The sequence below is a fragment of the Streptomyces sp. NPDC051555 genome (genome assembly GCF_044454405.1).
GTDB lineage: Bacteria > Actinomycetota > Actinomycetes > Streptomycetales > Streptomycetaceae > Streptomyces.
Map to the genome: position 1 here is coordinate 314866 of NZ_JBITDP010000006.1, position 14041 is coordinate 328906.

Annotated in this window: 10 protein-coding genes and 1 pseudogene; 9 read left to right on the forward strand and 2 right to left on the reverse strand. The window is 70.5% G+C overall.

The window, feature by feature from the left end; all coding sequences use genetic code 11:
• Positions 1–428 precede the first annotated feature (428 nt).
• From ACIBEA_RS16290 to ACIBEA_RS16325, 8 genes and pseudogenes are all read left to right on the forward strand, one after another.
• Positions 429–1310 carry a hypothetical protein gene (locus ACIBEA_RS16290; RefSeq protein WP_399261287.1) on the forward strand — a complete coding sequence of 294 codons (882 nt, stop codon included), beginning with the start codon at positions 429–431 and terminating at the stop codon, positions 1308–1310.
• Positions 1311–1736: 426 nt separating this feature from the next.
• Positions 1737–2399: an HAD family acid phosphatase gene (locus tag ACIBEA_RS16295; RefSeq protein WP_399261289.1), complete on the forward strand. Its 663-nt coding sequence runs from the start codon at positions 1737–1739 to the stop codon at positions 2397–2399.
• A 530-nt stretch (positions 2400–2929) separates the two neighbouring features.
• Positions 2930–3168 (forward strand): annotated as a pseudogene (locus ACIBEA_RS16300) (hypothetical protein); the annotation flags it as partial.
• A 331-nt stretch (positions 3169–3499) separates the two neighbouring features.
• Complete coding sequence (locus ACIBEA_RS16305) at positions 3500–4411, forward strand: universal stress protein (RefSeq protein ID WP_399261291.1); 912 nt, start codon at positions 3500–3502, stop codon at positions 4409–4411.
• A gap of 412 nt (positions 4412–4823) precedes the next feature.
• On the forward strand, positions 4824–5024 hold the full coding sequence (locus tag ACIBEA_RS16310; protein WP_399261293.1) for a hypothetical protein: 201 nt from the start codon (positions 4824–4826) through the stop codon (positions 5022–5024).
• A 162-nt stretch (positions 5025–5186) separates the two neighbouring features.
• Positions 5187–5810 carry a histidine phosphatase family protein gene (locus ACIBEA_RS16315; RefSeq protein WP_399261296.1) on the forward strand — a complete coding sequence of 208 codons (624 nt, stop codon included), beginning with the start codon at positions 5187–5189 and terminating at the stop codon, positions 5808–5810.
• A gap of 113 nt (positions 5811–5923) precedes the next feature.
• Positions 5924–7114 (forward strand): PP2C family protein-serine/threonine phosphatase, encoded by a 1191-nt coding sequence (locus ACIBEA_RS16320; RefSeq protein WP_399261454.1) that lies wholly within the window; start codon positions 5924–5926, stop codon positions 7112–7114.
• Positions 7115–7487: 373 nt separating this feature from the next.
• Positions 7488–7835, forward strand: coding sequence for a hypothetical protein (locus ACIBEA_RS16325; protein ID WP_399261298.1), 348 nt, complete (start codon positions 7488–7490; stop codon positions 7833–7835).
• A gap of 593 nt (positions 7836–8428) precedes the next feature.
• Here ACIBEA_RS16325 and ACIBEA_RS16330 read toward each other — a convergent pair.
• Both ACIBEA_RS16330 and ACIBEA_RS16335 read right to left on the reverse strand, forming a co-directional pair.
• Entirely contained in the window at positions 8429–8635 is a 207-nt protein-coding gene (locus ACIBEA_RS16330; protein ID WP_399261300.1) for an isoamylase early set domain-containing protein, read from the reverse strand.
• 301 nt (positions 8636–8936) lie between these two features.
• Positions 8937–10976 (reverse strand): M4 family metallopeptidase, encoded by a 2040-nt coding sequence (locus ACIBEA_RS16335; RefSeq protein WP_399261302.1) that lies wholly within the window; start codon positions 10974–10976, stop codon positions 8937–8939.
• 1393 nt (positions 10977–12369) lie between these two features.
• Here ACIBEA_RS16335 and ACIBEA_RS16340 point away from each other — a divergent pair.
• Entirely contained in the window at positions 12370–13857 is a 1488-nt protein-coding gene (locus tag ACIBEA_RS16340) for a S8 family peptidase (protein WP_399261304.1), read from the forward strand.
• Positions 13858–14041 lie beyond the last annotated feature (184 nt).

Below are 14041 nucleotides of genomic sequence, written 5' to 3' on the forward strand. Positions count from 1 at the left end.
GCCCTTCCCCCTTCCCCATCGAAACTGCCCGCTCCACTTGTAGCGCCCCACCGCCCTCGACGCCGACTGTTCGCCGCACATCCCTCTCAAGCTCGAACAAGTCCGCCCGGCGGCGCGCGAATCCACGGTGGCCCCGCACCGACCGCCCATTCGAGGCTGGGTCAGCGCCGCCAGAAGGGTGTACCGGGATTCCTGCGCCGAAGTCCCCAGCAGCCTCCGCAGGCGCGGACACCTCCGTCGACCACCGCGGCGGCGTCTGGCGCCATCCGATCCGACGCGTGCGCCTGCGCTGGGACGTGGCTGTCGAGGACGTGGCCCGGTTCGAGGGAACCGGACCGCAGCAGCAGAAATGACTCCCGGACTGGCCGACGCGCGGAGTCCTGCGGGGTGTCGGCCGCAACGGGGGCGCGGGCGGGAGACTGCCGGTCATGGATGTGGAGTCGGTGGCGGTGGAGTTGTACGAGCTCGTGCCGTCGGAGTTCACTGCGGCCCGCGACGCGTACGTGGCACAGGCCCGCAAGGCGGGCGACAAGCAGCTCGCCGCCGCGATCGCCGGGCTGCGCAAGCCGACGGTCGCCGTGTGGGCGGCCGGCTTGCTGGCCCGCCGTCGGCCGAAGGAGGCGCATGGCTTGGTCCAGCTCGGTGAGGCGCTCCGTGCCGCGCACCGGAGCCTGGATGGCGGGCAGCTGCGGAAGTTGTCGCATGATCAGCACGTGGTGATCGGCGAACTCGCGCGCACGGCTCGCGCTCTGGCCGCCGAGGCCGGGCAGGCGGTGAGCGAGCCGATGCTGCACGAGGTCGAACAGATCCTCCATGCGGTCCTCGCCGATGCGGACCTTGCTGCGCAATGGGAGGCGGGCCGGCTGGCGAAGGCCCCGGATCCGGTATCGGGGTTCACGGGCCTGGAACCGCTGTCCGGCGCTGCTCCGCCAGCCCCGACGCGGGAAGAACCGACGGCCGGGTCCGCAGCGGAGGACGTGCGGCCCTCGGAACCGGACGCGGGCGAACGGTCGGCGCGGGCGCGCCGCGAGCGGGCGGTGGCGGCCCAGGCGGAGTTGGCCGAGACCACGGCGGAGGCGGAACGCTTGGAGGCGGCGCAGGATTCCGCTCAGGAGGTGGCGGACCACGCGGCCGCCGCCGTGGCGGCGGCCGCGTGCGACGTCCAGGCGGCGAAGGAACGGCTGGAGACGGCACGGACGGTGAGCAGGGACGCGGCCGCCGGCCTGAGGGAGGCCGGTCGCACGGCGGCGAGGGTGCGGGCGAGGGCGGAGGCGGCGGCCCGGGAGGTCGAGAAGGCCCCCAGCTCCTGAGAGGTCAGGTCAGGGGGTTGCGGATTCCGGCTTCACGGCTGCGATGTTCGTGGCGTGTGGGGCTGGCCGTCGCTACGGTTCGAGTTCCTGGCCCGGACGTCCACCCAGACGGCCCCGAACGATGACGGCCGTCCCTCGAAAGAGCCTTCGTTCAGGTCACTTAATCGTTCAAAAAGAGAGAAATTCTGGCGATGATCGCCACGACGTGATCACCAAAAAGATGGCTGACCATAATCCAGAGGGATGACGGGCTGTTGCGCCTCTGTCCGATCGCGCGGCCGCGGCCGCGGCCCGGCGCCGGCGCGGTTCGCCGGGGATGTTCACCGGCCAGCCATGAAACGTTACTTACCGGCCAGTAGACATGAGCGCGGTCGCTGTCCAGTCTGGTCACGTACATGCCAATGAGTGACCGAGGAGCGTTCCCCCATGCGCAGCACCCGCAACACCGCCGCCGCAGTGGCCGCAGCGGCGGCCGTACTGGCCCTGCTTCCGGCCGCCACCGCCCAAGCGGCTCCCGCCGCCGCCCACGCGACTGCGGTCGCCCCGGTCGCCACCGCATCCGCGCCCGGCGGCAACGCGGTGTTCCTCGGCATCGACTACGCCACCTGGCAGCGCGACGTCGCCGCCGTCATCGACGCGGCACGGCCCGGGATCGAGCAGCGCATCGCCGCCGCGCCCGCCGGCGAGAAGCCCGCGATCGTCCTCGACATCGACAACTCCTCGCTGGAGACGGACTTCCACTGGTTCTGGACCTCCCCGACACCCGCCATCGCCAAGGTCCGCGACCTGACCCGGTACGCCAACGACCGCGGAGTCGCCATCTTCTTCGTCACCGCCCGCCCCGGGATCGTGTACTCCTTCACCGAGCGCAACCTCAAGGCGGTCGGCTACCCGGTCTCGGGCCTCTACGTCCGTGATCTGCCCGCCCTCTTCAGCGAGGTCAGCGCGTACAAGACGGCCAAGCGGGCCGAGATCGAGGCGCGCGGCTACACGATCATCGCCAACATCGGCAACAACCAGAGCGACCTGGTCGGCGGTCACGCCGAGCGCACCGTCAAGCTGCCGGACTACGACGGCAAGCTCTCCTAGTGACCTGAGCCGGCGATTCGTTGGCCGTAGCCGGCGACTTTGTCGAGGACCTCGCCGCCTGTCCCGTCCAGATGAACGGTCCGAGGTGCTCGTTCCAATCGGCGAGCCAGGATCGGATGTCGCGTTCGAGTGCCTGGACGGAAGGGTGGACGCCACGCGTGAGCTCCTTCCGGGTCAGCTCGGCGAACCACCGCTCGACCAGGTTGAGCCAGGACGCGCTGGTCGGAGTGAAGTGCAGGTGAAATCGCGGACAGGAGTACACGAGCCACGCCCTGAGGCCGTTGGGGCGCTCCGTACCGCGCACGGCGTGGGCTCTGGTCGTCGAGGCCGGCTCGCTGCTGGGCTTGCCGGTGCGAGTGTGCGGTGTCTGCGGTTCGACCTGCGCGCGGGGCGGCCGATCCACGTGATCGCGGCCTCGTTCTCCGGTGGGGCCGCGGCCCTGCATGCAGGGTATCGGCCGCGGGATGTCGATCGTCTGGTGCTGCTCAATCCGCGTCTGGACTACCGGGAGCGGTACGTGAGCAGTCGGCCCGCAGGAGCTCCGTTGGACGGACACCCGACGCGGTGAGGACTTCACTCCACCACGCTCAACGTCCGGCTCCTCCCGGACGGTCACCTCGCCGTGAAGGCCTACGGCAGGCCGGTCGCAGGTGGTCGGGGCGCGTACGTATCCTTCCCCGTCCCCGAAGAGCCCGAGCTGGCGGCCCTGGTCTCAGAAGCCGCCAGCCGTGCCGGGGCGTCGTGGGCCGCCCATCATGGGCTCGACTGAACCAGGGATGCCGTGATGAGTTCGGGCCGCCGTGGTTGCCATGGGCACCGCTGGCACCAGCTACGCCTGCGACGGCACTCCATCCACCGGCATCGGCGCCGGCGACTTCTACTGCCAGAGCGCCTGATACCCGTCGCACCGCACACGGCCCCGCCCGCACTCCGCGCGCCGGCGGGGCCTTCGTGGCTCCCGGCCCTGGACCCGAGCGAGGAGGGAGCCTCTTTATGCGGATAAACCGGGCCAAAGGCGTAGCGTCGTAGGAGCCACGAGAAGCGGCCACGGCGTGTGCGCGGCGCACAGGGGTCGTGTGATCGAACGAAGGGTGCCGCCGATGTCCGTCCCGTCCGTCCCGCCCGCCGAGCCCGCTCCCGGTCCCACCGTGACCCCCGGCTCCGCCCCCGCTCCCGCCCCCGCCTCGGCCACTGCGGCTGGACGCCCCGCTCCGCCGGTCCTCGTAGGGTTCGACGGGTCGCCCCGGAGCCTCGCCGCCGCCCGGTGGGCCGCCCGCGAGGCCCTGACCGCCGGGGCGCCGCTCAGGCTCCTCCACGTGGGGCAGGCCTGGCCGACCGTCCAGCCCATCTCCCCGGAGTTCCAGCCGGTGCTCGGCGCGAGCGAGCGCGCGGCGCGGGACGTGTTGTCCGCCATCGCTGAAGAACTCCGCGCCGCGCACGAGGGCCTGACCGTCGAGGCGGCCACCGCCGAGGGCGGACCCGGCAACGAGATCCCGCGGGAGGCCGCCCGGTCGCACGCCGGGCTGATCGTGCTCGGCGCGAGTGGCGTGGAGCGCCACGTGGTCGCGCGGCTCGGCTCCACCGCGCTGCACGTGGCGGGGCGCGCCGAGGTCCCGGTCGTCCTGGTACGGGAGCCCGCGCCGCACGGCCCCGGGGTCGTGGTCGGGGTGGACCTCGCGGGCGACTACACCGCCGTACTCGACTTCGCGTACGCCTGGGCCGCGCGGCACGGCCTTGCCCTGCGCGCGGTGCACGCGGCACCGGCCGGTGAGGCCGCCCCGGAGCCGCTGGAGGCGGCGGTGGCCGCGGCCGGCGCGCGGCACCCCCGGGTGGCGACGACCTGCGTGACCCGGTCCGGCGACCCGGCGAAGCTCCTGCTGGAGGAGGCCGGCGGTGCCGACCTCCTGGTCGTGGGCCGCCGCCGCCACCGCCCCCTGCACGGCATGGGGCCAACCGACCACGCGGTGGCCCACCACGCCCACAGCCCGGTGGCCCTGATCCCGCACGGCTGAGTCCGCCCCGCGCGCCCGGGGACCAGCCCATGGGCGGGGCGGTGGTTTCCATGACCAACTGGTCCGCCCCGCGCGTGGCAGCAAGCCCAGAGCGTCCACGGGGCCATGGGGAAACCTGCCGACGACCATCCGGAGGGCCGCGGGCGAGCAGTTCGAGCGGCTGCTCGGCGATCGGCGCGCCAGTGGCTTCCTGCGGGAGCTGTCGGCCCGAGCGTGCGACAAGATCGCGGACCTGGCTCAGACAGCGGCCCGCAAACTCCGCGGAGAGGACCCGAGGGCGGACGAGCGCGGTGGCGAGCCGCCGAGTGCCGAGGCACTGCTCCGCCTCGGCGATGCCATGACTGCCTACGGCGCTCCTCAGCGTGACCCGGGGACCCTGCCTCCCTCTGCGGACGGGCCAGGTTTCCCGGCCATGCGGAGGACGGGCGAAGCGCTGGCCCAGCCGATGCCGGGTTCCCTCATGCGGGAGGTCGACGCGGTGGCCCGCTTCGCACCGACGGAGCACGAGTTCACGGTCACCACGGCCGCCCGCCACGCCGACCTCCAGCCCGCCGGCGCACGAGCCGCCGACCTCACCTCGCTCGGCTACACGAGCCCCGGATCGGCGGGGTGAGCACCATGACCGAACGACGACGCGTGCTCCACGCCTATTTCCACCTCCCGCCCGGTGACAGCAGTTGCCCGTGCGCGTCGCAGCCGTTGGTGGTGGAACCGTGTGGCGCATGTCAACGTCCATCCAGACGTCTGCAAGATCAACTCTGATGGAGGATCCTCCATGACCGGCACAGCTGCCCGCTACCTCTACCTCACGCGACACGGTGAGGCCTCATCGGACGAGAGCAAGCTGACGGACAACGGCCGCCGCCAGGCCCTCCTGCTCGGGGAGCGGCTCCGCACGGCGCCGCTCACCGCCGTCCACCACGGTCCGCTCGCCCGCGCAGAGCAGACGGCCACCCTGATCGGTGAGCAGCTCGACGGTGTTCCCCTGTGGCGGTCCGCGCCGGCCGGCGACTACATCCCGTACATGCCGCAGCGCGAAGAGCTTCCGTCGCAATCCGCCGACGCCATGCTCGGGCACCTGGCCCAGTTCCCGGCCGACGAACGCGAACTGGGACCCGGGCTGGCCCAAGAGGCTCTCGCACACTTCACTGGACCCGTCGCCGGGAACGAGCCGTGCCACGAACTCGTCGTCACCCACAACTTCCTGATCGGCTGGCTCGTCCGCGCCGCCCTCGACGCCCCGAAGTGGCGCTGGATGGGCATCAACCACGCCAACGCCGCGCTGACCGTCATCCGCTACGCGCCCGGCAGGCCCCCGTCCGTCCTCCTTTTCAACGACACCGGCCACCTTTCTGCCGACCTCCGCTGGACCGGCTTCCCGCCCGAGCTCCACATCTGAGGACATCCGTCCCAAGCACCTCGGCAGTCTCCGACGAAGATCCAGCGAGCCGTGCCGCCTTCGTGATTTCATCGTTTTGCGGGAAGGAGAGCGCGTGACCCTTGGAGGGTGTTGTGGCGGATGACCGGATCGGACTGGCCGAGGTGCTGGCGGCGGCGGAGGCGGCCGCGCCGGTGGATTCCCTTGATGTCGTGGCGCGTAACCTGCGTGACCGGTTCAGTGCCCTGTACGTGTCGTTCCTGTTCGTCGATGTTGTCGGCCGGCGACTGCTGCGGGTTCACGACACGGCGGCCAGTGAGCACGAGGACCGCGCCGCGCAGGTGCCTCTTTCCGGCCGTAGCGTCTACGACGAGGTTCTGCGCGATCAGCGGCTGGTGCTGGCGCCGGAGGGCGGGCAGGGCCAGAGGGTCCTGGCCCCGGTCACCAACCGCGGGGACACGGTCGGTGTTCTGGAACTGTTCCTGGCCGAGGTCACCCCGGACGTGCTGGAGCAGGTGGAGGAGGCCGCCCACGCGCTGGCCTACATCATCGTCACCGACCGCCGCTTCACCGACCTCTACCACTGGGGCAACCGCACCACGACGGTGAGCCTTTCGGCGGAGATCCAGCGCCAACTCCTACCCACGGCTGCAGCCTGCGAGGCCCCGCAGTTCGCCCTCGCCGAAGCCTTGGTCCCGGCCTCCGACATCGCCGGCGACACCTACGACTACAGCCTCGACACCCACACCCTGCACCTGTCGATCACCGACGCCATGGGCCACGACGTCAGCGCCGCCCTCATGGCCACCCTCCTCGTCAACGCCTCCCGCGGCGCCCGCCGCGCCGGGGCAGACCTCACCGAACAGGCCCGTCAGGTCCACCAAGCCCTCATTTACCACGGCAACCGCAGCATCGCCACCGGCCAACTGCTGCGCATCGCCCTGGACGGCACCCACGCCCAGCTCGTCAACGCCGGCCACCCCTGGCCGCTCCGCCTGCGCGACGGCACGGTCACCGAACTGCCCCTTCGCGTGAACCTGCCCTTCGGAGTTCCGATGCAGGACGCCTACACGATCCAGGACCTCGATCTACGCCCCGGTGACCGGCTCCTGCTGCACACGGACGGCATGCAGGAACGCGAAGCGGAATCGGTCGACCTGCCCAACCTGCTGCGCAGGACGGCCGACCAGCACCCGCGAGAGGTCGTCCGTACGCTCGTCGGCGCGGTCGTCGACGCCTACGACGGCCACCCGCCCAAAGACGACGCCACCGTCCTATGCCTCGACTGGCACGGCCCCCAGACCGCAACCCCCGTGACCATCTGAAACCCAGACCGGCGGCCGCGCGTGATCGTCCCGCACTACAGCGGTCCACCCCGGAGCCGGATGCGGGAGAGCCTTGTGGCCGTATCCATCGCGCCGCCCCCGACCGCCCGGGGAAGCTGATGGGGCAGGCCGCCGCTGCGCCCCGACGCGGTCGGCGAGCTCGCCGAGCACCTCGCCCCGGTTGGTCCCGGCTATCCCGTGGACCGGCGCGACGTTCTCCGGAACCTGAGGGCGCGCGACGTTCTCGACACCACGTTCGTCCGGCCTGAGCTCGTCGCGGAGGCCAGCGCCGACGCCTTCATCTACCGCGGTGCGTCTGGGGGTGCTGCAGGGTGTCGGCCGGAGCGGGGGAGTGGGCGGGAGACTTTCGGGTGTGGATGTGGAGTCGGTGGCGGTGAAGTTGTACGAGCTTGTGCCGTTGGAGTTCACCGCGGCTCGCGACGTGTTCGTGGCCCAGGCCCGTAAGGCGGGCGACAAGCGGCTTGCCGCCGCGATCGCCGGGTTGCGCAAGCCGACCGTTGCGGTGTGGGCGGCTGGCCTGTTGGCCCGCCGCCGGCCCAACGAGGCGCACGCCCTGGTCCAGCTCGGTGAGGCGCTCCGCACCGCGCACCGCACGCTGGACGGCGGGCAGATGCGGAAGCTGTCGCACGATCAGCACGTGGTCATCGGCGAGCTCGCGCGCACCGCGCGGGCTCTGGCCGTCGAGGTCGGCAGAGGGTGAGTGAGCCGGTGCTGCACGAGGTCGAGCAGATTCTCCATGCGGTCCTCGCCGATGCGGGCCTTGCTGCGCAAGGGGAGGCAGGCCGGCTGGCGAAGACCCCGGATCCGGTGTCGGGGTTCACGGGCCTGGATCCGCTGTCCGGCGCCGCTGCGCCGGGGGCGACGCGGAAAGCCCCGACGTCTGGGTCCCCAGCCGAGCGGGCGCGGCCCTCGGAGTCGGACGCGGCGAGCGGGCGGCGCGGGCGCTCCGCGAGCGGGCGGTGGCGGCCCGGGCGGAGTTGGCGGCTGGAGACGGCACGGACGGGGAGCAGGGATGTGGCCGCCAGGCTGGGGGAGGCCGGTCGCACGGCGGCGAAGGTGCGGGCGAGGGCGGAGGCGGTGGTCCGGAAGGTCGAGAGGTTCCCCAGTGCCTGAGGGGTGCAGGGGATGAGGTTGACGTCTTCGGCACCGGTGGCGATCTCCTCGAAACCTGCGTCGGGCAGGACTGTCGGGACGCGGGCCAGCAGCACCTCGCCCTGATCATCTATGCGGTGACCCGGTGCGCTGCGCTGTGGTCCGGGTCGAGGAGCGGGGGCGGCGGGGCTGTGTGGCGGGTCAGGTGTGGATGCGGCTGTTGGGGCCGTCGTGGCCGTCGGCGGTGTCGTCGTTGAACCAGTAGTCGCCGGCGGCGAGGTAGCGGAAGGAGTGGGTGGTGTGGGTGGGTAGGGCGACGGTGGCGGTGCGGGTGCCGTTGCCCTGGGTTTCGAGGGGGTGAGCGGCGGGGTTCCAGTGGTTGAAGTCCCCGACTACGCTGATCTCCACCCCGGGGATCGTGGCCGTCCCGCGCGGCAGGGAAGTCCGCTCACCTACATGTGCGGCGCGCGGAGCCTGCCAGCCACCTCCTAGCGGTGTGCTGGACGGCGAAGGGAGCTTCTTCCAGCAAGAGTTCACGCTCCCCTTTGAGGAACTACGCGGCGTGCACGAGGCGACCCTACGATGCTGCTCGCCGGACGTCTGGCGAAGTGGTGCTGCCTCATCCCACTCCCGCCGTCGGGAGTGGGGTGAGGGATCAATTAGGCGACGCACAGGCCGGTTTAGCTAACGCGGTCCCGACCTATGCGGCCTACGGGAAGGTCAGTTTGAAGCTGTTGATGTAGCCGGTGTCTTGCGAGGCCTTGTCCTGGACGCGGAGTTTCCAGGTTCCGTTGGCGACCTCGCTGGAGGCGTTGACGGTGTAGGTGGCCTTGACGTTGTCGGCGGAGTCGCTGCTGGAGAACGGCTTGAGGTTGTACACGGAGCCGTCGGGGGCGACGAGGTCGACGACGAGGTCACCTCGGAAGGTGTGGCTGATGTCCACGCTGACGGAGAGGTTGGTGGGGGCGTTGCCGGTGATGCCGGTGACGTTGACGGTCGAGGTGACCGCGGCGCCGTTGTCGGGGATGGAGACGTCGGCGGTGTTCTCGAAGACCTTGCCGGTGGGCGGGGTGTCGCCGCCTGAGCGGGGGCCCACGTTGATGGCGGCCCAGGAGTTCTCGACGGCCGCGACCTCGGGGCTGGTGTCCCCGTAGAGGGCCTTGGCGACGGCGACCGTACCGGTCCGGGCGCCGGCGTAGTCGGTGGTCGTGCCGAACTTGGTGGTGAGGGCCTTGTACCAGATCAGCGTGGCCTTGTCCCTGCCGATACCGGTGACGGGCAGGCCGTCGGAGGTCGGTGAGTTGTAGTCGACGCCGTTGATGGTCTTGGCGCCGCTGCCTTCGGAGAGCAGGTAGAAGAAGTGGTTCGCCGGTCCCGAGGAGTAGTGGACGTCGAGGTTGCCGAGGCCCGAGTACCAGGCGTCCTTGGAGCTGCCGTCCTTGCTGGGCTTGTCCATGTAGCGCAGCGGCTTGCCGGTGCCGAAGAGGTCGATCTTCTCGCCGACGAGGTAGTCGCCCTTGTCCTGGGCGTTGTTGGCCCAGAATTCGACGGCTGCGGCCATGATGTCGGAGGTGGCTTCGTTGAGGCCGCCGGACTCGTCGCTGTACTGCAGGCCGGCGGTGTTGGCGGTGACCCCGTGCGTCATCTCGTGCGCGGCTATGTCGATGGATGTCAGCGGCTTGGTGTTGCCGGCGCCGTCGCCGTAGGTCATGCAGAAGCAGCCGTCATCCCAGAAGGCGTTCTGGTAGGCGCTGCCGTAGTGGACGCGGGTGTAGGCGCCGACGCCGTCGCCGCGGATGCCGGTGCGGCCCTGGACGTTCTTGTAGTAGTCCCAGGTGAGAGCGGCGCCGTAGTGGGCGTCGGCGCCGGCCGTCTCCTTGTTCTGCGGGGTGCCGTTGCCCCACACGTCGGTGGTGTTGCTGAACAGCGTCCCCTTGCCGGAGTTGCCGCCGTTGAGGTTGTACGTCTTGTGGCTGCCGCGGCCGGTGTCGGTCAGGGTGTACGAGGATGCCGAGCCCGCCGTGCCCAGGGTGACCTGGCCGCTGTACATCGTGTTGCCGGTGCCGTTCTCGACGCCCTGCCACTGGTAGAGCTTCGTGCCGGTGCGGGCGTCGGTGACGACGTGCAGCTCGTTGGGGGTGCCGTCGTGCTGGAGACCGCCCACGACGCTTTCGTACGCGAGGACCGGCGCGCCCTTGCCCATCCACACCACCTTGCGCGGGGCGCGGTCGGAGGCGGCCTTGTCGGAGCCCGCCGCCCGGGCGAGACCGAGGGCCTGCTGTTCGGCGGCGGCCGGGGTGACGGTCGCGTTCGTGTCCAGGTTCTTCAGCTCCGCGGCAGAGGCTTTGGTGATGTTCTGGCGGGCGCCGGCCTTGGAGGTCTCGACAATCAGGTCACCGCCGAGGACGGGCAGGCCGGCGTAGGTGCGCTCGTAGCGGGTGTGGGTGGTGCCGTCGCGGTCCTGGGCGACGTCGCGGACGACCAGGTCCTCCTGGGTGCCGAGTCCGAGGGACCGGCCCGTGGAGGTCTTGTCCGCGTCCGCTGCCTTGATCAGCTCGGCGCGGGCGGAAGGGGTGAGGTCGGCGGGGAGCTTGCCGGGGTTGGCCGAGCTGCCGTGCTGGGACTTGGGGGCGATGCTCCGAGGGGCGTCCGCGGCGGCGGCGCCCGACTGGACGCTCGCGGCGAGGATGGCGGCGGCTGCGATGAGGGCGCCGGTCGCGGTGGCGCGACGGCTGGGCGTGGAATGCACGCTGCTCCTTATGGGAGGGGGGCCGGCGGACTGGGGTGAATCCGCCGGGTGGAGCCTGTGGAGCGCGGACGACGTGTGAGCGGGCTCAGCGCGGGAGGGCGGCCCGAGACCGCCGACATGTCATGCACCTGTCATGGGCCCGTACCCGTCAGCGATCACCGATGACTGCTGACACCGACGTGCGGCCTCGGCAGGACTGGTCAGAGCATCGAGCGCGTCGCCGGATCGCGGCAATGCGTAGCGCTACCCAACTATTTGGCTGCGCAAGGCGATGGAATTGATTGACCACATGCAAGGAGCCAGCGCTCCGGGTGCGGGGTCACCTCGGTGTGGGACGCGTCTGCACGCCGCATCGCATCGGGGATGACTGGAGTGCGTCCTTGGACGGCCCCGCCCCGCACGGCTGCGACATCTGGCGCAGCTACCTGTCGCTGCTTCGGATACGCATGCGGCGACCGATTTCTATAGGTAGTGCTACGCATTGCCAGGCCGCCCATGCAGGGGTGATGCTCTCGGCAGCTCGACGGCCGCACGTCCGAAGACACCCTCGGTCGCTGCTCCGGGCACGACCGGATGTCGCAAGCCCCCATCCCAGGGCGGAGACGCCGTCGAAGCTCACGCATGGCCGCAGCTGATGCTGCGGCCATGCGTGTGTAAGCGCTGCTCTCAGGACGGGAGTTCCGCGCTCCCTTGGCTTCTCCAAGGCGGTGGCGCGGACCTGTGTGATGTGGGTTCGCTCCCCAGGTACCGCGTGAACGGGGCCTCGGCGAGCTCGTCGACGGTGCTCGCCGTGGTTCCGAGGGCGGGAACCGACCGGATCCGATTTCGAGCGAGACCGGATTCTCCCGAGCCGAAGCAGTACTGCTTCTCAGGTCGTGCACCGGGTTGTCGGCAGTGTTACGCGGCCAGCACGACCGGTAAGAAAGTGCAGTTCCGCAGGCCTGCGGGAAATGTTTAGGTAGCGCTACGGATTGCCTGGTTCCACATGCGCGAACGAAGCTCTAGGGAGTTCGTCGGCGGCTTGTCCGTACGGGCACCCCACGGTCGCCTGCTCGGGCGCGACCGGAAGTCCCGTTGGAGCCTCCCCCAGAGGAGTTGCCGTCGAGCGCGGGTGTGATCGCAGTAAGGGGCTGCGGTCACACCTGCCCCTCGGTGTAGGAATTGCCGGGCGCCGGCCGGACAGTCGGTGGGCCCGGAGTGGTGTCGGATCGCGGTGGTCGTCGGGCTGCCGCTTCCAACTGCCTTGCCTGCGAGGCGTTGCTCCGTGGTTGCCGGGCCGGCGCGGTCCGGACAGTCGTCTAGGAGGAATCTGTATGAGTTCCCACGCTGTGGGCCTGCGTGCTGTTGCCCAGGGTTCGCGAGTGTTGCCTTGCTGATCGGGACGGGTAGCGCCGTGGGCGCGGCTCCCACGCCCTCGGGCGAGGGGGTGATCGTCGGTGCGGGGCGTGCCGACGTGGTGAAGGACTCGTACATCGTCACCCTGGACGCGTCGGTCGGGCGGGGCGAGGTGGAACGTACGGCGGGGGATCTGGCAGCCGGCCACGGCGGCACGCTGGGCCACGTCTATACCGACGCGTTGCGCGGCTTCTCCGTCCGTCTACCGGAGGCCGCAGCCAAGCGGCTCGCGGCGAACCCGGCGGTCGCGCGGGTGGAGGTCGACGGGATCTCCCACATCGCCGAGACGCAGACCAATGCGACCTGGGGCCTGGACCGGGTCGATCAGCGAGACCTGCCGCTGGACAAGAAGTACACCTACCCGAGCACCGCGTCGAACGTGACCGCGTACGTGCTGGACTCGGGCGTCCGCATGACACATCGGGACTTCGGCGGCCGGGCCGTCAGCGGCTACGACTTCATCGACGACGACGACTCCGACGCCTCCGACTGCTACGGCCACGGCACCCACGTCGCCGGCACCCTCGGCAGCAGCACCTACGGCGTCGCCAAAGGCGTCAAGCTGGTGAGCGTGCGCGTTCTCGACTGCGGCGGATCGGGCCCCAATTCGGGTGTCATCGCCGCGGTCGACTGGGTGACGCGGAACGCGGCCAAACCAGCCGTCGCGAACCTCAGCATCGAAGACTCCAAGGACCAGTCGCTGAACGACGCGATCACCAACTCGATCGCCACGGGAATCACCTACGCGGTCGCGGCCGGCAACTACTCCACCGACGCCTGCACCGTCTCCCCGGCCTCCACGCCGAACGCGATCACCGCGGGTGCCACGGACAGCAACGATGCCCGTGCCTCCTTCTCGGACTACGGCTCATGCCTGGACCTGTTCGCTCCGGGCATGAACATCACCTCGACGTCCAACTCCGGCGACACGGCGACGACCGTCATGAGCGGCACGTCGATGGCCTCCCCGCACACGGCCGGAGCCGCCGCCCTGGTCCTCGCGGCGAACCCGTCCTGGTCGCCTGCACAGGTCCGCGACAAGCTCGTGGCCGACGCCACCGCCAACAAGGTCACCGACGCCAGGACCGGCTCCCCGAACAAGCTGCTCTACGTCAACGCGGGTACCACGGTGCCGCCGAGCGGCCCGAAGTTCGAGAACACGGCCGACTACCCGATCAAGGACAAGACCATCGTCAACTCGCCGATCATCGTCTCCGGGGTCACCGGCAACGCCCCGGCAGCCCTGGCCGTGAACGTGGACATCCGCCACACCTACCGCGGTGACCTGCGCGTCGAACTCGTCGCTCCCGACGGCAGCGCCTACCGCCTGAAGGACTACAACAGCAACGACGGCGCGGACAACGTCCAGGGCGCCTACACCGTCAACGCCTCCAGCGAGGCCGCCAACGGCACCTGGAACCTGCGCGTCACCGACAACGCGAACGAGGACACCGGCTACATCAACGCCTGGTCCCTCCAGTTCTGAACTTCATCGGCTCACTCCGCAGCGCTGCGGAGTGAGCCGATGATCGGCTCCTCCCGGACAGACCAGGGTGCGCTGCCCCAGTGCGGCGCGTCCGGGAGGGGCCCTTCAGCTCGGGAGAACTTCCCCGGGCTGGAGCGGTGCCCGCCTCGCGCCCGCGCGAGGCGGGCACCGGGGCCACGTGGTG